Genomic DNA, 19811 nt, shown 5'->3' on the forward strand with positions numbered 1-19811 from the left:
GGCGCCCGGGTACCCGGCCGATCGCCGTTCACAGCGGCAGGCTCGCGGCGGTGAACGCGTCCCGCAGCTCCAGGTTGAAATCCTTGTCGATCTCGTTGTCGACGCTCAGCGAGGTCGGCAGCTCACCGACGGCGGAAAGCAGCTTCGCCTGCACCCGCTGGCTCTCGATGAAGGAGTCGGAGACAGGCGTGTACCTGGTTCTGGGCAGGCTGTCGAAGAAGGTGCGCGAAGCCTTCGGATCCTGCTTGAGCGTCTCGACGTAGTACTTCTGCACCCACTCGTCCGGATGGTCCTTGGGCCAGGTCGAGGCGCGGGAGAGGCGGAGCACGAAGTCCGTCACCGCGGCGCGGCGGGCCGGGTCGGCGAGCGCGTCCTTGGCCGCGAGCAGCACTGAGTACTGCGGAAGTGGGCTGGTCTTCAGCTCACGTGCGTCTGGACCGAGTGCGGCGCCGAACTGGCGGACGTAGACCACCGCGTCCGCCTCGCCGGAGGCGAACGTGGCACCAATGCTCGCGGCCGGAACGTTCACGACCTTGACATCGTCCTGGTCCAGCCCGACCGAGGCGAGCTGGTTGAGCAGATAGCCGTGCAGCGAAGTGCCCTGGGTGAACGCGATCCGCTTCCCCTTCAGACCGGCGAGGTCTCGGATGTCCGAGTCCTTCGGCACGAAGATGGTCTGGGAGTTCACGGACGACTCCGAGACGGCCACGGCGACCACGCCGGCATCCGAGGCGTTCGCGAACAGCACCGGGGTGTCGCCCATGAAACCGACATCGAGTCGGTCCGCGCTGAAGGCGGCATTCATGTGCGGCCCGTCCGCGAAGTTGTTCCAGTTGAGCTTGTAGGACGTCCCCTGCCCCTGGCCGGACAGGGTGATCGGCAGCTCCAGCGACTTGCTCTGGTCACCGATACGCAGCGTTCCGGCGGTTCCACCGGCGGACCCGCTGGAACCGGTGGAACCGCCGTCGTCCCCACCGCAGGCGGCGAGGCCGAAGGCGAGAACGGCGACCAGGCCGGCCTGGGCCAGCACCGGCCACCGCCAGCGGATCCGTCGATGGCGCATGAATGTCTCCAGGTGAAAGGAGCCGTCGGCACCTGTTCGATACCGACGGCCAGGCAGACGATGCAGAGAGATGAAGGGCGGGAGGAGGGAGGACGGAGGACGACGCGCCGAAGGAAAGCAGTGGAGAAAGGCGTCGAGGAAACAGCAGAAAAGGGGCGGCGGGGGGCGGTGGCGCACGGGTCAGGCGCCGCCGGCGCAGGCCGCACCCGTTGCGGGTACGGCCTGCGGCGGTTCAGCTGCCGAGGAACGGCTGCCCGGCGACCAGTTCGGACTCCTGCCCGTCGACGCCGACCGGAACATCACCTTCGATGGTCACCCGGTAGAGAACACGGTCGAACTCGAGGTGACTGAGGTCGGACGGACCGAGATGGGCCGTGGCCCGATTGTCCCAGAACGCGACATCGCCGGGGTTCCACTTGAATCGCACGGTGAACTCCGGCCGCGAGATCTGCTCGTAGAACAGCTCGAGAACACGGTGGCTCTGGCGGGGCGAAAGGCCGATGATGTCGTTGTCGCGGGCGGTGAAGCTCGGGCTCACGAAAAGCGCGCGCTCACCGGTCTCCGGATGCACTCGCACCACCGGGTGAATCGCCACCAGGGGGTTCGACTGGATCCGCCTTCCGTACTCGCCGCCCTCGAAGATCGGCAGGCTGAAGCTGTGCCGGGCCCGCAGGCTGTCGGCCAGCACCCGCAGCGGCTCCGGAAGCGACTGGTAGGCCGCGACCAGGTTCGTCCACGCCGTGTCCCCGCCGTAGGGCGGCACGATGTCGGCACGCAGGATCGAGCCGGCCGGCGGGTTGACCAGCGCGGTGACGTCGGTGTGCCACCCGTTGTCGTAGGTGGCCTTCCGCCGGTCACCGAAAAGCTTCGCGTACCGCCGGCTGTCGATCGGAAGGATCTCCGGGTGACCCGCGGGCGGCTCGGTCTCGTGCGGGTGCGCCGCGGTGAGCCGGCCGAACCGCCGGCCGAAGGCCACCTGCTGCGCGTGGTCCAGGTGCTGGTCGCGGAAGAAGACCACCTTCCAGGTCAGCAGGGCGGAACGGATCTCGGCGATGGTCGCGTCATCGAGATCCTCCCGCAGATCGACCCCGTGGATCTCCGCTCCGGTGTACCCCGACAACGGCCTGACGTCGATACCGATGCTCTGGACGGCTCCAGCCATCTGCACATTCACCCTCTCGGCGAGCGGAAGCTAACACGGAATTCCAGGGGAACGCACACAGGAAAGGCACGTCACATCACTCGGCCAGATCCCGGAAAGACACCGAGAAATTATCGACCGACACCCTGGAGCGGGCCTGCCGACCCCTTCCGGGGCGAACTATCCCGCCGATTCATCATCAGATGACCGGACAACGCTGGTCAATGTTTTCTGATCGAATGGAATTATTTCAGCGCCGCTTCCGGGAAACGACCGGGTACAGCCCCACCAGCTACCCCGGCCACCCCAGCTACCCCGGCCGCCCCGGCCGCGAGAACTGGATGGCGCGAGAATGCGTCCAGCGTCCGCGGGCTTCGGTGCACGGAGTTCAGCACGGCCGCCGTCGCCGCGACCGCGAGCACGTCCGCCCCGAAGCTGCTGGGCCGCACGACTGGCTCCGGATCCCGGCACGAACGGGAATGCGCGGCGATCTCCTCGAACAGGTCCGGCAGCAGCGCGGGCTGGAAAAGCACTCCCAGCTCGGTCAGCACCAGCAGCTCCGGATCGAGCATGTCCAGAAGGGTCGCGACCACCTTGGCGATGCCACCGAGCCGGCGGCGTACCAGCTCGACCGCCGCCGGTTCGCCCGCCGCGACCGCCTGTTGGAGCAGCATCGGGTCCGGTCGCGGCAGGATCCCGCGCTCGACCGCCCTCGCGAGCAGCGCGCGGTCGGACAGCGACGCCTGCGCGCAGCCACGCTCCCCGCACGGGCAGGGCTGTCGCGCACCGGGAACCGGCAGGTGCGCCACTCCCCCGGCGGCCGAGCGCAGGCCACGGTGGACCACACCCTCGGTCGCGATCGCGGCGTCCACCACGTTGCCCACGAACAGGTGGACGAGGCTGGACCGGGCACGAGGCCCACCGAAGAGGATCTCGGCCTCGGCCAGTGCGTGCGCGTGGCTGTCGACCCGGACCGGCAGACCGGTGCGGGCCGCCAGCAGCGGTCCCAGCTGGAGGTTGCGCCAGCCCAGCGGCTCATGCTCGACAACGGTGCCGGTCCGGCCATCGACGTGGCCTCCGGTCACCACACCGAGACCCAGCACCCGGCGGCGGCCGGCATGCCGCTGAAGGAACCGCGGCAGACCACGCGCGATGAGGGTGATCAGCTCGGCGGCGTCACCGCTGTGCGGCAGCTCCTCCCTGGCCACGGTCCGGCCCCGCAGGTCCACCAGGCCGAAGGTGAGGATGGGGACGGCGATGTGAACACCGCAGGCGAGATGCGTGTCGGTGTCGACGTCGATCGGCACGCTCGGCCGGCCCGCACGTGGCCCGCAGGCCGCGGCTGGCAGCTCCCGCAGCACACCCAGCGAGATCAGGTCCGCCGTCTGCCGGGACACCGCCGCGGGACTGAGCCCGGTCGCCGCGCCGATGAAGCTCCGGGCGACCGGGCCATGGTCGAGCACCGCACGCAGGACCGCGGCGGCCGAGCCCGACCCCCGCGACCGATCGCGCGGCCGATGGCCGTCGCGGCCGGTGTCCGGGATGTCGGAGCTGGCAACGGGCTGGTTCGTCGCGGGTGAGCTCGTGCGCGGACCGGGCACGGGGAACCTCCTACGCGCGTGTCGTCCCCTGCAAGGACGGCCGCCCGCGCAGTCGGGTGACGGGCGGCGGGCGACCGGTGACGAGCGGTTCGCGGGCGCGAAGCGTCGCCGTCAGCGCGTGGTCTGACAGAGCGCGCTGGCAACGCGCCGGAGATCGATATGAGCACGACCGACGAGATGCGCGTGCTCACCCATGGGACGAAAAGCTAGGCCATCCATCTCACCTTGTCAACAAGCTCGGTGTAGATATGGGTAAATCTCCGGGGTGTGCGGTCAGCCCCGCGCCGGTGCCAGCGGCGCCGTACCCAGGCCCGCGACCGGTCCGTCCGCGGGGGGAGCGCCGGCCCGCCGGCGGTAGGACGACGGCTTCTCCCCGCAGTGCTGGGCGAAGGCCCGCGCGAACGCGCTCGGGTTCTCGAAGCCCACGGCCGTGGACACCTCGAGCACCGACAGGTCCGGGTTCGCCAGCAGCGCCATCGAACGCAACAGCCTCGCCTGCAGGACGTAGTGCCGCCACGACATGCCGAGCGTGGCCTGGAACTGCCGGCGCAACGTCCGCTCCGACACGCCGACGGCACGGCTGACCGCGCCGACGGAGGCGGAGTCGAGATGCGTCTGGGTGTAGGCGATCGCTGCCGCGACGACTGGGTCGGACGTCGTGGGCAGGCTCAGCGGAGCCTCATGGTCCAGCGCCTCCGCGACGAGATGGCCGAGGGTCCGGAAGAACCCCTGCGCCACCGGGTCGTCGCCAGCACGGGCGATCGGCCAGCGCAACGCATAGATCATCATCTCGCGGATGAGTGGCGGCACGGCGATGATGCGCGCACGGTCACCCGGCCGCGGGACGAGCCCGGGGTCGAACACGACGGAGATGGTCCGGGCGGCCGGGTTGAGCGTCGCCTGATGTTCCAGGCCCGCGGGAATCCAGGCGGCCTGCTGCGGCGGGAGCAGATAGTGTGCGCTCTCCGTCTCCACCTCGACGACGCCGGCGACGGCGTACTCGATCTGGTGCATGCTGTGCGAATGCCAGCCGGTTACCAGGGCGGTGCCGTCGTGCAGGTAGCTGCCGGCGAGCGCGTGGCCCCCTCGGCGCATGTCGATGACGCCGATCCTGGCCGGTTCAGCAGCTCTGTCAGCCGAATAGACGGTAGCGGCCACCCGGGTAAGAATAGGCGACCCGAGCCGGTGGCGAAGGCCGAATTCCAGGCCACGCGGGCCTGCCGGGCCCGCCAGGCCGGCACCCTGGGCCGGCCGAAGTCCGTCGGCCACCCACGGCACAGATCAACACCGGGCCCTTTCCATCGTCGACTCGGGCCGGCGACATCCCTGATCATGTAGCGGGAGCTGGAAGAGGCTCACTATGCTGGGCGGATGCCTGGCCTGCCAGCATCCAGAAATCAAGCGATCAGGCATCGCGTTCGGTGCGTCCGGCGGATCGGAGCGCGCCCGGCACCTTCGACGGACGCGTGCGGATCGCCGGCATGAGTTCAGGACAACGCCGCCAGGGGAGCGAGGAGTCCGGGACCCGTACCGCCCTGCTCGACGCGACTGCCCAGATCATGCTGGAAGAGGGGTACGCCGCCGTCAGCTCCCGGCGGGTCGCGGCCCAGGCCGGGATCAAGCCCGCCCTCGTGCATTACTACTTCCGGTCGATGGACGATCTCTTTCTGGCCGTGTTCCGGCGCGGTGCGGAGGCGAACCTGGCTCGGCAGCAGGCGGCCCTGCGCGAGCCGCGCCACCTGTGGGCCCTGTGGGAGATCGACATCGATCCGCGTGGGACCGCGCTGCTCACCGAGTTCATGGCACTCGCCAACCATCGCAAGGCCATCCGCGCGGAGATCGCGGCCTACGCGGAGCGGTTCCGCGAGACGGAACGCGCCGCGCTGGCAGCGGCCCTCGAGGCTCGGGGCGGCGCGCCGGCCGAGATCGACCCGCTGGTGGCGACCCTCTTCATGACGGGCATATCGCGCATTCTGGTCATGGAGCGTGCACTGGGAATCACCATGGGCCACCAGGAGACCCTGGAGCTGGTGAACCTGTGGCTGGAGGCGCTGGATCCGGCCGAGGAGCACTGACCGGGCCCTGCCCGCCGTCCCGGCGCTCCTGACCGCGGCCCCGGCGCTCCTGACCGCGGCCCCGGCGCTCCTGACGGTCCCGGCGCTCCTGACGGAAGCGGAGCACGGTGGTCAGGGCCAGTGCCACGGCCGCGCCGAGGAACGGGAAGGACGGCGGGACGTAGCGGTAGTCGAAGCCCGCGGTGGCCGGCGGCAGCAGCAGCGCGAGCAGCGCGACCCCGGCCAGCAGCAGAAGTGGCGCGCGCCTGGTCCGATCGCGGACCGACAGGACCAGGCCGGCGAACGCGGCCAGCAGCGCGATACCGATCGCCGGCGCGGGCACCCGGACGTCACGCTGATACGAGACCAGCCAGCCGGCGGCCGGGGAATGCACCGTGGTGGCGAATTCGCCGCCCTCGAAGGCGCGCATGTCGGCTGCCTCGCGGTCCTTGCCCTGCAGGGGAATCGTCGCGGAGGCGAAGAGGTACCGCTGGGCCACCATCCGGCTCGGATAGTCCGCCAGACGTGATTCGAAGGTGCGCCTGAAGTCGTGGGCGACGGTGCGAAGGTAGTCCAGCGGCTGCCGGGTGATCGCCGCGGTGGCGAACTGGCGCGCCAGTTCCTCCTTCTCCGGGCTGAAGGTCTCCCCGGGGACGTCGAACAGCGGTGTGTCGCCGTGCCAGATGTAGTTCGACGGCTGCTGCCGCTCGCCCACCGGCTCGGCCGGGCAGAGAACCCGTAGTTCCTCCGGCGGGTCGATCACGGCGCAGTCGGCGAACGTCGCCGTCCGGGAGTAGAGGAAGATCCCGGTGCTGCCCGAGATCGCGAATGTTCCGTGCTCGGCCTTGTACCAGCCGCTGTAGGCGGCCAGCGGCAGTGTCAGGGCCACCGCGAAGACGCCGACGGACCGCCAGCCGGGCCATCTGGCCACCAGCCACAGCGCCGCGACCAGCGCCAGAGGCAGGCCGACGGACCTGGTCACCGAGGCGGCGCTCAGCGCGAGGCCGGCGCCGAGCGCTCCCAGCACACCCACCCGGCGGTTCCAGAGCAGGCACATGACGGCGCCGAACAACAGCGCGGTGAAAAGCGTCTCGGACAGCACCATGTGTTCCAGCGCGATCTGGTAGGCATCGAACAGCTGCGGCACGGCACCGCCTGCGGCGAGCCAGGCCGGGCTGCGCAGCCGCAGCAGCAGCAGGTAGATTCCGACCCCGACGGCAAGCCCGATCAGATGCTGAGCCAGCACCACCAGCTCAAAGCTGTGAAACGGGAGAAAAGCCCGCAGGAACATGCTGTAACCAGCTGGCCGGACGACATAGGGCTCGGGGCGCAGCGCCACGCCGACATAGTCGTAGCTGTCGTTGAACCATAGCGCTGGTCGATATCCGAAAACCGCGGCCAACCGCACGGCGAGAGCACCGAGAAAGAGCGCCACAAACAGGCAGTGCCACCAGCCGCCGGTGCGGCCCCAGACACCCTTTGACGCGCCCCCGCGGCGCACCGCGCGGTGCTTTGGACGGTGGGTGGGGGCGTGCCCGGGCACGGTCCGGAGCGTAGCGTTCCCGGCCGAAGACAGCAAATCCGGGCGAGACTGCCACCAACCGACACCGACTACCATCAGCTACCCGGCCCAGCACGCTCCGTTTTGCACGGTTCCACACCGTTGTGCGCCGTTGCGCACCCGAGGTATCGGCTCCACACCCGAGGCACCAGCCCGGAGCGAGCGCGCTGGACACCCGACGACCGCCCCCCAGGCATGAAACGTGTCGCGCGACCAGACCACGCCAGGCATCGGACAGATGACGGATCAGCTGGCGAGGATTGGGCCCCGGATCGGGCGAACCAACGGCGCGTGAACATTTTCGGACCGCGCCACCCCTTTCCCGGGCGGCCAATAAAAACCCTCCCATGACCCAACTCAACCGACGCACCGTCATCCTCGGCGGGATGGCGGGAGTGGGAACTGCGCTGGCGGGCGTCTCGATCGCCCGGGCCGCGTCCTACCCCTTCACTCTCGGTGTCGCCTCCGGCGAGCCCACCGCGGACGGATTCGTTCTGTGGACCCGCCTCGCGCCCAGTCCTCTCAACGCGGACGGACTCGGCGGAATGTCGAGCGCCAATGTCACCGTGGAGTGGCAGGTGGCGACCGACCAGTACTTCACCACGCTCGCCGCCAGCGGATCGACGACCGCCGTCCAGGCCTGGGCGCACAGCGTCCACGTCGAGGTCAGCGGCCTGCAGCCGAACAGCGAGTACTGGTACCGGTTCCGCGCGTCGGGCCAGATCTCCCCGGTGGGCCGCGCCCGCACCGCGCCGGCCGTCGGCACCAGCCCCACCCTGAAGATGCTGTTCGCCTCCTGCTCGCACTACGAGGCCGGCTACTTCACCGCCTACCGCCGGATGGCCGAGGAGACCCCGGACCTGATCCTGCACCTCGGCGACTACATCTACGAGGGTGGCGCCGGCAGCTCCGGCGTGCGCACGCACCAGCCGAGCGCGGAGATCACCTCCCTGGCGAACTACCGGGTGCGGCACGCCCTTTACAAGACGGACGTCGATCTGCAGGCCGCGCATGCCGTCGCACCCTGGATCCCGGTGTGGGACGACCACGAGGTCGAGAACAACTACGCGAACCTCGTCCGGGAGAACTCCACCCCCGCCGGGGACTTCACGGCCCGGCGGGCCGCCGCGTACAAGGCGTACTACGAGCACATGCCGCTGCGCTCGGCGCAGATCCCCGTCAGCCAGAACATGCAGCTCTACCGGCGGCTGCGCTGGGGCAGCCTGGCCACCTTCCACATGCTCGACACCCGGCAGTACCGCGACGACCAGGCCTGCGGCGACGGCACGCAGGTCTGCGCGGACGCCGATCTCGCGAGCCGCACGCTGACCGGGGCCGCGCAGGAGACCTGGCTGCTCGACGGCCTCGGCCAGCACCTCGGCACCTGGGACATCATCGGCCAGCAGGTCTTCTTCGCGCAGCGGCTGAGCTCCGCCGCCGGCGCGAAGAGCATGGACGCCTGGGACGGCTACACCGCCAACCGCGGCCGCATCCAGGCCGGCTGGCAGGCCACCGGCAACGACAGCGTCGTCGTGCTCACCGGGGACGTCCACCAGCACTGGGCCTCGAACATCATGGACAACTACACGACGCAGAACCAGGTGATCGGCACCGAGCTGGTGACCACCTCGATCACCTCCGGCGGTGACGGCACCGGCGCCGGAACCGGCCTGTCCACCCTGAACCCGCACGTGAAGTTCAACTGGAACCGCCGCGGCTACGTACGCACCGTCACCACCCCCGCCCAGATGACGGTGGACTTCCGCGTGCTCAACCAGGTCACCGTGCGTGGCCTGGCGGTCAGCACGGCGCAGAGCTACGTGATCCAGGCCGGGAACCCCGGCCTCCAGACGGTCTGAAGGGGGCAGCGATGCACAGGCGCAACAGGCGCATCACCCGTGTCGCGGTCATCGGCACCGCGGCGACGGCCGCCCTCGCCGGCATGCTCGCCGGACCGCTGGCCGGCACCGCGCTCGCGGACGGAACCACGACGGCCGACGTCACCTGGACGGTCGCCAACACCGATGCCACCGGGGACCAGGACAACGCGGAGGTGTCCGCGACCCGCAACGGCTACACGGCTGTCGTCTGGGAGGACGACCGCGACACGACCGCCCCCGAGGACACCCTGCACACCGAGGTCTACCTCCGTCTCTACAAGGACGGGACGTCCCTGTACGAGAAGCAGCTGTCGACGGGTGGCAGCGGGAACTGGCGGCACGTCCAGCCCGACGTCGCCCTGCACGACGACGGCACCGCGGTGGTCATCTGGGCGGAGGACCCGGACGGCAACGGCTACTACAACATCGCGGTGCGCGCGGTGAACACCGCCGGCACGGTGACCGGATCGGCGCAGGCGAACGCCGACTCCACCGGGCAGCAGCTCAACGCGCACGTCGCCGCGGACCCGGACACCGCCGGCTTCGCGGTCGCCTTCGAGGACGTCCAGACCGGCACGGAACCGACGGTGCGCCTGTCCGGCTTCGCGTCGATCTCGTCCAAGACCTACGAGGTCCAGGTGAACACGGCCGGCGGCACCCACCACCGGCCGGACGTCGCCCAGGACGCCGCGGGCAACGCGATCGTGGTCTGGGACGAGGACGGCGACGGCAACGGCGCGTTCAACGTCGGGCGCAAGGTGTTCACGCCGTCGGGCGGGGTGAAGGTCGCCCAGACCATCGCCAATGTGGCGACCGCCGGGGACCAGGACCACCCGTCGGTGGCGGCGAACTTCAACGGTGACTACGTCGTCGCCTGGGAGACCGACCAGAACGGCACCGCGCAGGTCGGTGCCCGGTCGTTCAGCGCGGCGAACGTGGCGGGCCCGGAGGTCATCCTGCCCGGCGCGGACCCGCAGGCCGGCATCGACGACCAGCGGCGCGCCGTGGTCGCCTGGGCCCAGGGCGCCGACGTCTACGCCCAGGGCCTCAACGTGGACGGCACCAGCACCGGCCGGCTCCCGCAGCTTCGGGTGCACACCACCATCGCCGGCAAGCAGGACGAGCCGGCGCTGGGCGTCAACGCGTGGGGCCAGATCGTGATCGCCTACACCGACGACCACGACGGCAACACCTTCGACCAGGTGTACCTGGGCACCGGGCTGGTCAACAGCACCTGGTAGCGGCTGGCCGGGGCGATCAGCTCAGCCAGGCACGGTTCGGCTCCGGTGGGTCGTCGCGTACGGCCCACCGGAGCCCGCACCACTGCTCGACCCGCATCACCGCTCGACCCGCATCACCGCTCAGTGGCGAAGGCCCGCCGGCAGTATCCGATCAACTCCCCGGCCGCGGGATTTCGCTCCGCGCGCCAGACCAGCGCGAGCACCGCCGGGACCGTCATATCCGTGATCGTCACGGCGGTGAGCTGGGCGCGGTGCCCCGCGATCATCGATTCGGCCATGACCGCCACGGCGAGACCCCGGATGGCCAGCGCGGCCAGTGCGTCCGGCGCGCTGGCCTCCAGGGCGATCGTCGGCCGGATCTCCTGGGCCGCACAGTACTGGTCGATCATCGTTCGCAGGCCGGTACCGGCGGGCAGGCACACCAGCGGGTGTTCGCACACCTCGCGCAGCAGGGCACCTCCGCCCCGGCGGGCCAGCGGGTGCCCGGCGGGGACCGCCGCGACGAGACGGTCCCGCACGACCACACAGGCGTCGAGCCCGTCCGGCGCCGGCGCGGCGCCGGCCAGGCCGACCAGCGCCGCGTCCAGCGCCCCGGTGCGCGTCTGTTCGATCAGATGGTCGGAACGGTCCTCCCGCACGGTCAGCTCGATCCCCGGACGCGCCTGATGGAAGGCTGCCAACGCGTCGAAGAGCGGCTCCAGGGTGCAGCCGGAGATCATGCCGAGGGCCAGCCGGCCGCGGACCAGGCCGGTCACCTCGCCGACCGTGTGGCCCACGGCGCTGGCCGCGGCCAGGGTGGCGCGGGCATGCTCCAGTGCGGCCCGGCCGGCCGCGGTGAGAGCGGTTACCCGCCCTGACCGGTCGAAGAGGTCAGCGCCAAGCTCCCGCTCGAGCTGCCGGATCTGCGCGCTCACCCCCGACTGGCTGATCCTCACCCGCTCGGCCGCGCGGGTGAAGCTCCGCTCCTCGGCGACGGCGACGAAGTACTCCAGCTGCCGCAACTCCATAACCAAGGATTCTAGATCCTAGAAGAAGCATCCGTTGGACTTCTGATTCCCAGCACGAGAACGTTACGGCCAGGGGCTCCGATCCCCGACTCGCCGACGAGGAACGCAGGTACCGCCATGCGCAAGTGGTTGCCGCTGCTGACAGTCTGTCTCGGAACGTTCATGCTGCTGATCGACGTCACGATCGTGAACGTCGCCCTGCCCGACCTCGTGAACGACCTCGGTGCCTCGCTCAGCGCGCTGCAGTGGGTCATCGACGCCTACGCGCTGTCCCTGGCGGCGCTGCTGCTCGGGGTCGGCTCGATCGCCGACATCGTCGGGCATCGCCGGATGTACATCGCGGGGCTGGGGCTGTTCGCCGTCTCCTCCCTGTTCTGTGGCCTCGCGCCCGGGCCCGGCACCCTGGTCGCCGCACGCGCGGTCCAGGGTGTCGGTGCGGCGGCGATGTTCGCCACGACCTTCGCCCTGCTGAACAGCTCCTACACCGGGCGTGACCGCGGCACCGCCTACGGGGTCTGGGGGGCGGTGTCCGGCGCGTCCAGCGCGGTCGGGCCAATCCTCGGCGGGCTGCTCACCGAGGGCGTGTCCTGGCGCTGGATCTTCTTCGTGAACCTGCCGGTCAGCGTGATCGCGATCGGCCTCTGCCTGACAGCGCTGAGTGACACCCACCCGCCGCGGCGGGTCCGCGTCGATCTCGGTGGCATCGCGACGTTCACCGGCGCGGCCGGCGCCCTGACCTACGCGCTCATCCGGGCGAACGAGGACGGCTGGTCCGACGCCGTGGTCTGGTCACTGCTCGCCGCATCCGCCGTGCTGCTCGCCGGATTCGTCGCTGTCGAGGCCCGGGTACGCGAGCCGCTCTTCGACCTGGCGCTGCTGCGCGACCGGCGGTTCGTCGCGGTGCTGCTCACCGGCCTGCTGCTGACCTTCGCCGCCTTCGCGGCCTTCACCTACTCCTCCATCTGGCTGCAGTCGGTGCTGGGCATGGGCCCGCTCGGCGCCGGGCTCACCGGGATTCCGCTCTCGGTCGCCGCGTTCGCCGTGTCCGCCGGCCTCGGCCGCATCCTGCACGAACGGCGACCCGACCGGGTGATCTCCCTGGGTCTGCTGCTCATCGGCCTCGGCGCGCTGCTCGTCGCCGCGCTCGTCCACGGATCGGCACGTTGGCCGGCGCTGCTGCCCGGCTTCGCCGTCATCGGCCTCGGTGTCGGCCTGGTCATCCCGATTCTCGGCTCGGTGTCGATGTCCTTCGTTCCGCCGCAGCGTGGCGGCATGGCCGCCGGCGCGGTCAACACCGCCCGCCAGCTCGGCTACGCCATCGGGATCGCGGTGCTCGGCAACGTCTTCGCCGCACGCGCCCACACCATCCTGGCCGAGCGGGACGTCCCGGCCGCGGCACAGGTCGCGCACGCCGTCGCCGGTGGCGGAAGCCGCCAGCTTCTGGGTGCGAGCGAGCCCGCCGCGCGCCCGGCGCTGGACGGGGCCCTGCACGCGGCCTCCGTCGGCGCGCTCCAGATGACCTTCGTCGTCGCGGGCACCGTCGGCGTCGTCGCCAGCCTCGCCGTCGCCTACCTGATGCGTCCGCACGGCGGTGGTGGCGGCGCGGAGCCCGTCCCGGCTCAGGACCACGCAGCCGCGATCGGGCCCGCGGCGACGCCGGCCACGTCCTGACTTGCCCCGTTAGCTGCGCTTACACTCTTGTCTCGCCAACGGGGGTAGACGGCGGGGGGTGTCGGCCATGCGCCGGCTCGGTTCGCATTACGTCCTGAGCGAGCGGCTCGGCCGCGGCGCGACGGGTGAGGTCTGGCGCGGCGAGCGGGAGGCGGACGGCACGCCGGTCGCCGTCAAGATCCTGCGCGCCGAGCTGGCGGACGACGACGAGGTCGTCGACCGGTTCCTGCGGGAACGCAGGGTCCTGCTCGCCTTCGACCATCCGCATCTGGTCAAGGTCCGCGATCTCGTCGCCGAGGGCGGGACACTGGCGATCGTCATGGACCTGGTCGACGGGGTCGACCTGCGTGGGCACCTTCGCCGCCACGGTCCGCTGGAGCCGGCCGAAGCGGTGCGACTGGCCGCCGAGGTGCTCGACGCGCTGGGCGCCGTGCACCGCCAGGGGGTGGTGCACCGCGACGTCAAACCGGAGAACATCCTGGTCGACACCACCGACCCGGGCCGCCCGCGGGCCATGCTGACCGACTTCGGGATCGCCCGGCTCGCCCACGGCCCGGCGATGACCCGGCTCACCGGGCTGATCGGCACCCCCCGTTACATGGCGCCGGAGCTCTCGGACGGCACCCGCGCCACCCCCTCAGCGGATCTCTACAGCCTCGGGGTCGTCCTGTACGAGCTGCTCAGCGGCCGGCCGCCGTTCGACGCGGAACACCCGATCGCGATGCTGCGCGCGCACCTGGAGCAGACGCCCGCGCCCCTCGACGAGCTGCCGGGCACGCTCTGGCCCACCCTCGCCCGCCTGCTCGCCAAGACGCCGGCCGACCGGCCGGGCACCGCCGGCCAGGCCCGGCTGGAACTCACGACCGCGCTGCCGGGGGCACCGAACACCACGACAGATCCGAACGGCCCGGGCAGCCCGGATGGCCCGGATCATCAGAACGACCCGGACGCAACCATGATTTCCACCGGCGGATCGGCCCCAGCCGGGAAGACGACGGCCGGGGCGGACAGGTCCGCGACTCCGGACGAAACGATCATCTCGCCGCGACTGACCACCCCGTTGCCCGCCACCACTGCGCCCGAGACCGCTCTGCCCGCCACCGCTGATCCCACGCTCAACACGCTCCTCTCCCCAGTGCTCGCCAGCGACTCCCCGGTGACGACCAACGGGCCGGCGAAAGGCGGCGCGGCGCCGAGCGGCCCAGCCGCGGAGTCGATCGACGCCGCCCCAGCCCCAGCTCCGGTCGCCTCCCCGGGCAGGGCCCGGCCCGGCTGGCCGGTGTGGGTCGGGGTCGCCGCCGCGGCGGCGGTGCTCATCTCGGCCGGGTCATGGGCCCTGGCCGCGGCCGGTGGCGGGGGCGGCGGCGGCGACCAGGGCAGCAGCACCGCCGCCGTGGTGAACCCCCTGGCGTCCGCAGGGCCCGGCAAGCCAGCGACAGCGACCGGCACAGCGGCGACGACGACAGCCACGTCGGCGGCAGCGAACGGTTCGGGGACCGCCTCGCCATCCGGGGCGCCGTCTCCGTCCGCGACGGCGGACGTCGCGACCGCCGGTCCGGGTCCGACCAGGGAAGCGGTCCCCCAGCCTGCCCACCAGACCCAGCCAAACCAGGCCAACCAGCCCACCGCGCAGCCGCCGGCCCAGACCACCGACGACGGGCGCGGCACCGTCCCGGGGGTGGTCGGCCAGACGCTCGACGGCGCCGCGGCCACCCTGAAACAGGCCGGCTTCAACAACCTTCCATACCTGTACAACTGCTACGGAGGCTCCGCCGGGCGGGTGGTGAGCCAGAATCCGTCCGGCGGCACGCGCCTGGACCGCTCCGCGCCGGTGCGCCTGCAGGTCGAGGCGAACAACTGCGCGAAGGTGCCCGACGTCCGAGGGCTGTCCCTCAGCGCGGCCGCCGCCGCGATCAAGCAGCGAGGCTTCAACAACATCCCTTACATATACGAATGCCTCGGCTCGACGGCCCTGCTGACGGTCATCACCCAGTCCCCGGCCCCCGGGACCGACCTGGTCATCTCCCAGCCCGTCGAGCTCCATCTGCAGGCCAACAACTGCTGACCGGCTGCGCCAGTAACGGAACGTCGTCACCGAGCCGTCAGTCCGCCTGGCAGCCGAGTGACCGCAAGGGCTGCGCCGCCGTTGCGGCTTCCGAGAAAGAAATGAGGATTTCGGCTGCCGCAGCAACCGAAATCCTCACTTCTTGCGGATCGTAAAGCGACTGCATGCCCCGTTTGTCACTATTGACGGAAATTGCCGGCGCTTTCCAACGCAGGATTCCAGTCGGGGCCCGGTCGATCCAGCCGACCGGGCCGGCATCGGCGAACCAGTCGAGCCGTCAGCCGGCGTGGCAGCAGACCTCGAGCTCCATACCGTCCGGATCGCGGAAGAACAGTGACCACTCGCCGCCGAGGCGCTGGATCTCCCCGATGTCGGCGCCCAGCTCGCGCAGCCGGTCACGGGTCGCCTCCAGAGTGGCCAGGGAGTCCACCGCCAGGCCGAAATGGTCGATGGGCCCCCGCCCGCCGATGCGGCGCCGCTCTCCGATGATCTCCTCGGCCGGCACCTCGAAGACGTTGAGCGCGGCACCCCCGCCGAGGTCGAGAATCGCCATCCGAGGGTGGCCTTCTCGCGCCGCCATCTCGAAGGTGACCACGGCTTCGAAAGCGTCGGAATAGAACTTCACAATATTGTCAAGATCAGCTGTAAGCGTGGCGACGTGGTTGAATCCCGCGGTGGTTGGCACTGCGTCCTCAATTCACTCGGAACACCGGCTTCACCACAGTCTGACATCGACCCGTCAGGTGTTGGTGCGGGCCACCAAACCGGCCAGCGCCGACCGGTCGATCTTGTGAAGCGGGGTGAGGGGCAGCGCGTCGACCAGGACCAGGTCCTCGGGCAGCTTGTAGGTGGCCAGCTGGCCACGCAGGTGGGCGGTGAGATCGGCGAGCGTCGGCGGCCGGTCCGGGTCGCGCGCCACGACCACCGCCACCCCACGCTCACCGAGGATCTCGTCGGCCCGCGGCTGCACCGCGCACTCGGCGACCAGTGGATGGGTGCTCAGCAGCGCCTCCACCTCGGCCGGGATCACGTTGTAGCCGCCGCGGATGTACATCTCCTTCTTCCGGCCACGCAACCGGACCAGGCCCCGCTCGTCGACGAGGGCCAGATCCCCGCTGCAGACCCAGCCGTCGACCAGCGCCTCGGCGGTGGCCCGCGGGTTACGCCAGTAGCCGGCCATCGCGCTCGGGGTGTGCAGCCAGAGCTCGCCGACCTGGCCCGTCGGCAGCGGCCGGCCGTCGTCGTCCCGGATCTCGGCCCTGATCCCCGGTCGTGGGCGGCCGACCGAGTGCATCGCCTCGTCGTCGTCGGCGTCCGGGGCGGTGCCCAGGCCGCAGCCACCGGTCTCGGTGGACGAATACCGCACGCAGTAGGGCGCCCCGAACCGGCGCCGGGCCTCGGCGACGAGCGCCGGCGGTGAGGCAGCGGCCCCCGCGATGAGCATCTGGACCGCCGACAGGTCGAAACCGTCGAAGTCCGGATGGCGCAGCATGAGCGCCAGCTGCGGCGCGACGGCGTTGACCACCGGCACCCGCTGCGCCGCCAGCAGGGCCAGCGTCCGCCCGGCATCCCAGCGGTCCTGCAGATGGATGCGCAGGCCACGGCGCAGATACCAGGGCAGCTTCGTCATGAAGCCGACGTGGGCGAACTGCGTGGAGTTGAGCATCGGCTCGCCGGGGGTCCCCGACCACTCCCGGCCCGTGTCGATAAGGGCCACCGCGTCGAGCTGGGCTTCGGTGAACACCGCGGCCTTGGGTGCCCCGGTGGTGCCGGATGTGAACACGATCGCGACCGGGCGGGCCGGGTCAGCCGGTGGCGTGGCCGGAACCGGCGTGCGCGCGCCGCTCCCGCGCGCCCATCGCAGCAGCTCGTCCACCTCACCGGGCTCGCTCAGCACGAGCTTGGGATCGACGGATTCGGTCAGCCGCTCCTGCTCGGGCGGTGCGAGGGCCGGGTTGACCCCGGCGGTGACAGCGCCCAGCTTCGCCGCGGCCAGATAGGCGAGCACGTACTGGCCGCGTGACGGCAGCCGGAGCACGATCCGGTCACCGGGGCCGAGCCCGCGGGCGGCGAGGCCCGCGGCGACGCTGTCGGAACGCTGGTCGAGCTCGGCGAAGCTGAGCCGGGCTCCGTCCGGCTCGACGAGGGCGGTGGCCGCGCCGAACCTCCGGCCGGCCTCCCGGACGGTGTCGGGCAGCCGCACCGGTGATGACGACGGCGCGCGCACCGCGGGCACCGCGGGCACCGCGGCCGACGCAGCCGGACCGACCGGAACGACCGGAACTGCTTGCCCGGACGGCACCGGGCTGTTCGCCGCGGCCGGAGCGAGGGGACCGTTCACGGGTGACGCGGGATGTCCGTCCACGGGTGAATCGTCTCCTCCCAGGTGTCGCCGACGCCATCAACCGCGGTGACCCGCTGAAAGCGCCGCCGGTGGCCTATGACATCCCGGCCGGTCCGCCGTCGGTCATGCTGGATCGTCGTCCGGTCATCCGGCGAGTGAAGGGGCCGCGTCGATGCCGATGGACGCACATCTGGTCATCGGGCTCGGCTGCCTGGTCGCGGTGGCGGCCGGGTGCCTGCTGTGGGCCCGGGTCGACCGGGCTCCGGCGGTGGCGACCGCGGTGGTGCGGGCCGTCATCCAGCTCACGCTGGTCAGCCTCGCGCTACGCGGCGTGTTCGCGGCCCCACCGGCCGCCGTGGCGGCGCTGGCCGTGATGCTGACCGCCGCAGTGATCACCGCCGCGCGCAGGCTGACGGCCTTCCACCGACCGCTGCCGGCCGTGGCCGGCTCGTGCGTGGCCGGCGCCGCGGTGACCCTGGGCATCGTGTTCGCCGTGCCGGTTCTCGACCCGTCGACCCGGCACCTGATCGCCCTGTCCGGCAGCGTCTTCGGCGGCACCATGACGGCCTGCACCCTGGTCGGCCGCCGACTGGCCGACGGGCTCGTCCGCCGCCGTGACGAGGTCGAAGGATGGCTCGCCCTCGGCGCCACCCCGCGGCAGGCCTGCGCGCAGATCGCCCGTCAGGCCGTCGGCGAGGCGCTGGTGCCCGCCCTCGACCAGACCCGCACCACCGGACTGGTGACCCTGCCCGGCGCGTTCGTCGGAGCACTGCTGGGCGGCGCGAGCCCGGCCGACGCGGCCCGCTTCCAGATCGTCATCCTGACCGGCCTGCTCACCGCCGAGACGGTCGCCGCCGTCGCCCTCGCCTACCTCCTCGGCGCTCCCCGTGTACTCCCCTCCGCCGGCGAGCACCAACCAGCCCACCGCGGCGCCCCGTAGCGCCGTCCCAGCCGATCAGCGGACCAATGACCCGGGCGTCGGCGGACCGTGCGAGCCGACGACCGGCCTCGGTTCGAGTCCAGTGCCGGACCTCAGTGTTTCCTCTCGGGAAGCACCGAAGACGATCCTGAGAGAGCCACAGCACACTGCGAGGCGACGTTGATTCATCCTGCCCCCGCCGGGATCAGCACTCCGGCCCTTGTCGTCGATCTCGACACCGTCGAGGACAACATCGCCCGGATGGCCCGGATCGCCACCGAGCGAGGGTTCGAGGTGCGACCCCACATCAAGACCCACAAGACCCCGCAGCTCGCCGCGCTGCAACGCGCCTCGGGTGCCAGCGGCCTCACCGTGGCCACCATCGGCGAGGCCGAGGCCTTCGCCGACGCCGCGTTCGACGACCTGTTCATCGCATACCCCCTGTGGCTCGACCAGGCCAGGAGTAACCGGCTGCGGCGGCTGGCCGATCGCGCGCAGGTCACGGTCGGCGTCGACTCCGTCCCGGCCGCCCGTCGCCTCGGCGCGGCGAACCTGCCGGTAGAGGTGATGATCGAGGTGGACAGCGGCCATCACCGCAGCGGAGTGGCACCCGGTGACGCCGTCGGCCCGGCCCTCGCCGCCGTCGAAGCCGGTCTGCGGCTGCGCGGCCTGTTCACCTTCCCCGGCCACGCCTACCACCCCGGCGCCCGCATACGGGCGGCGCGTGACGAGGCGACCGCCCTGGCTACCGCGGCCGACGCCCTTCGAGCCGCCGGTCTGCACCCCACCGTGCTCAGCGGCGGCTCGACCCCGACCGCGGCGTACACACGACCGGGAACGGTCACCGAACTGCGCCCCGGGGTGTACGTGTTCAACGACGCGCAGCAGCTCGCGCTCGGTGCATGTAGCCCAGATCAGATCGGGCTCGCCGCCGCGACGACAGTGGTGAGCGCACCCGAGCCCGGCCGGTTCGTACTCGACGCCGGAAGCAAGGTACTCGGCGCCGACCGCCCCCCGTGGGCACCCGGATTCGGCTTCCTTCCGGCGTTTCCGGAGGCGGTCGTGACCGCACTGTCCGAGCACCACGCCGTGGTCACCGCCCCGCCGGGCCATCCGATTCCCACGATCGGGGAGACGACATTCATCGTGCCCAACCATGTCTGCTCGGCTGTGAACCTGGCCGACAGCCTCGTCGTCACCCGAGGCGGCACGGTGGTCGACCACTGGCCGGTCAGCGCCCGCGGCGCCAATCGCTGATGGGACC

General features: G+C 71.2%; 16 protein-coding genes. 7 read left to right on the plus strand and 9 right to left on the minus strand.

Going from position 1 to position 19811, the window contains the following annotated elements:
- Nucleotides 1–28: 28 nt before the first annotated feature.
- The 5 genes from AWX74_RS25235 to AWX74_RS25250 form a co-directional block, all read right to left on the minus strand.
- Nucleotides 29–1063, minus strand: coding sequence for a PhnD/SsuA/transferrin family substrate-binding protein (locus AWX74_RS25235; RefSeq protein WP_091281832.1), 1035 nt, complete (start codon nt 1061–1063; stop codon nt 29–31).
- 232 nt (nt 1064–1295) lie between these two features.
- Nucleotides 1296–2225: a TauD/TfdA dioxygenase family protein gene (locus AWX74_RS25240; RefSeq protein ID WP_091282009.1), complete on the minus strand. Its 930-nt coding sequence runs from the start codon at nt 2223–2225 to the stop codon at nt 1296–1298.
- Nucleotides 2226–2449: 224 nt separating this feature from the next.
- Nucleotides 2450–3805: an ROK family protein gene (locus AWX74_RS25245; protein ID WP_091281835.1), complete on the minus strand. Its 1356-nt coding sequence runs from the start codon at nt 3803–3805 to the stop codon at nt 2450–2452.
- A 111-nt stretch (nt 3806–3916) separates the two neighbouring features.
- On the minus strand, nt 3917–4024 hold the full coding sequence (locus tag AWX74_RS42620; protein ID WP_423212976.1) for a putative leader peptide: 108 nt from the start codon (nt 4022–4024) through the stop codon (nt 3917–3919).
- Between the two features lie 54 nt (nt 4025–4078).
- On the minus strand, nt 4079–4900 hold the full coding sequence (locus tag AWX74_RS25250) for an AraC family transcriptional regulator (RefSeq protein ID WP_091281838.1): 822 nt from the start codon (nt 4898–4900) through the stop codon (nt 4079–4081).
- A 386-nt stretch (nt 4901–5286) separates the two neighbouring features.
- On the opposite strand from AWX74_RS25250, the gene AWX74_RS25255 reads away from it, so the two are divergent.
- Nucleotides 5287–5880: a TetR/AcrR family transcriptional regulator gene (locus AWX74_RS25255; RefSeq protein ID WP_165615782.1), complete on the plus strand. Its 594-nt coding sequence runs from the start codon at nt 5287–5289 to the stop codon at nt 5878–5880.
- Here the strand turns inward: AWX74_RS25255 and AWX74_RS25260 are convergent.
- Nucleotides 5804–7360, minus strand: a complete 1557-nt coding sequence (locus AWX74_RS25260; RefSeq protein ID WP_242666409.1) for a hypothetical protein — start codon at nt 7358–7360, stop codon at nt 5804–5806. The two genes, AWX74_RS25255 and AWX74_RS25260, sit on opposite strands and share 77 nt — an antisense overlap.
- Before the next feature lie 407 nt (nt 7361–7767).
- On the opposite strand from AWX74_RS25260, the gene AWX74_RS25265 reads away from it, so the two are divergent.
- Nucleotides 7768–9279 (plus strand): alkaline phosphatase D family protein, encoded by a 1512-nt coding sequence (locus AWX74_RS25265; protein ID WP_091281848.1) that lies wholly within the window; start codon nt 7768–7770, stop codon nt 9277–9279.
- An 11-nt stretch (nt 9280–9290) separates the two neighbouring features.
- Nucleotides 9291–10541: a hypothetical protein gene (locus tag AWX74_RS25270; RefSeq protein ID WP_091281851.1), complete on the plus strand. Its 1251-nt coding sequence runs from the start codon at nt 9291–9293 to the stop codon at nt 10539–10541.
- A gap of 113 nt (nt 10542–10654) precedes the next feature.
- On the opposite strand, the gene AWX74_RS25275 is transcribed toward AWX74_RS25270, so the two are convergent.
- On the minus strand, nt 10655–11548 hold the full coding sequence (locus AWX74_RS25275; protein WP_091281854.1) for a LysR family transcriptional regulator: 894 nt from the start codon (nt 11546–11548) through the stop codon (nt 10655–10657).
- Nucleotides 11549–11665: 117 nt separating this feature from the next.
- On the opposite strand from AWX74_RS25275, the gene AWX74_RS25280 reads away from it, so the two are divergent.
- The gene (locus AWX74_RS25280; RefSeq protein WP_091281857.1) at nt 11666–13219 is read left to right on the plus strand and encodes an MFS transporter; all 1554 of its coding nucleotides are present in this window, start codon (nt 11666–11668) and stop codon (nt 13217–13219) included.
- 67 nt (nt 13220–13286) lie between these two features.
- Complete coding sequence (locus tag AWX74_RS25285) at nt 13287–15284, plus strand: serine/threonine protein kinase (RefSeq protein ID WP_091281859.1); 1998 nt, start codon at nt 13287–13289, stop codon at nt 15282–15284.
- Between the two features lie 277 nt (nt 15285–15561).
- Here AWX74_RS25285 and AWX74_RS25290 read toward each other — a convergent pair whose 3' ends face one another.
- Nucleotides 15562–15969, minus strand: a complete 408-nt coding sequence (locus AWX74_RS25290; RefSeq protein WP_091281862.1) for a VOC family protein — start codon at nt 15967–15969, stop codon at nt 15562–15564.
- A gap of 54 nt (nt 15970–16023) precedes the next feature.
- The gene (locus tag AWX74_RS25295) at nt 16024–17649 is read right to left on the minus strand and encodes a class I adenylate-forming enzyme family protein (RefSeq protein WP_091281865.1); all 1626 of its coding nucleotides are present in this window, start codon (nt 17647–17649) and stop codon (nt 16024–16026) included.
- Nucleotides 17650–17800: 151 nt separating this feature from the next.
- Here AWX74_RS25295 and AWX74_RS25300 point away from each other — a divergent pair, with 151 nt between their 5' ends.
- Together AWX74_RS25300 and AWX74_RS25305 are read left to right on the plus strand one after the other, a co-directional pair.
- The gene (locus AWX74_RS25300; RefSeq protein WP_091281868.1) at nt 17801–18568 is read left to right on the plus strand and encodes an ABC transporter permease; all 768 of its coding nucleotides are present in this window, start codon (nt 17801–17803) and stop codon (nt 18566–18568) included.
- A gap of 159 nt (nt 18569–18727) precedes the next feature.
- On the plus strand, nt 18728–19804 hold the full coding sequence (locus AWX74_RS25305) for an alanine racemase (protein WP_207550414.1): 1077 nt from the start codon (nt 18728–18730) through the stop codon (nt 19802–19804).
- The last annotated feature ends 7 nt before the right edge of the window (nt 19805–19811 follow it).

This window comes from Parafrankia irregularis (genome assembly GCF_001536285.1).
Lineage (GTDB): Bacteria > Actinomycetota > Actinomycetes > Frankiales > Frankiaceae > Parafrankia > Parafrankia irregularis.

Bases quoted from the DNA above. Each gene is read 5' to 3' on its own strand.
- AWX74_RS25240 (WP_091282009.1), bottom strand. From the start codon at position 2,225: ATGGCTGGAGCCGTCCAGAGCATCGGTATCGACGTCAGGCCGTTGTCG.
- AWX74_RS25285 (WP_091281859.1), top strand. From the start codon at position 13,287: ATGCGCCGGCTCGGTTCGCATTACGTCCTGAGCGAGCGGCTCGGCCGC.
- AWX74_RS25250 (WP_091281838.1), bottom strand. From the start codon at position 4,900: ATGCGCCGAGGGGGCCACGCGCTCGCCGGCAGCTACCTGCACGACGGC.
- AWX74_RS42620 (WP_423212976.1), bottom strand. From the start codon at position 4,024: ATGGATGGCCTAGCTTTTCGTCCCATGGGTGAGCACGCGCATCTCGTC.
- AWX74_RS25235 (WP_091281832.1), bottom strand. From the start codon at position 1,063: ATGCGCCATCGACGGATCCGCTGGCGGTGGCCGGTGCTGGCCCAGGCC.
- AWX74_RS25275 (WP_091281854.1), bottom strand. From the start codon at position 11,548: ATGGAGTTGCGGCAGCTGGAGTACTTCGTCGCCGTCGCCGAGGAGCGG.
- AWX74_RS25265 (WP_091281848.1), top strand. From the start codon at position 7,768: ATGACCCAACTCAACCGACGCACCGTCATCCTCGGCGGGATGGCGGGA.
- AWX74_RS25270 (WP_091281851.1), top strand. From the start codon at position 9,291: ATGCACAGGCGCAACAGGCGCATCACCCGTGTCGCGGTCATCGGCACC.
- AWX74_RS25255 (WP_165615782.1), top strand. From the start codon at position 5,287: ATGAGTTCAGGACAACGCCGCCAGGGGAGCGAGGAGTCCGGGACCCGT.
- AWX74_RS25300 (WP_091281868.1), top strand. From the start codon at position 17,801: ATGCCGATGGACGCACATCTGGTCATCGGGCTCGGCTGCCTGGTCGCG.
- AWX74_RS25280 (WP_091281857.1), top strand. From the start codon at position 11,666: ATGCGCAAGTGGTTGCCGCTGCTGACAGTCTGTCTCGGAACGTTCATG.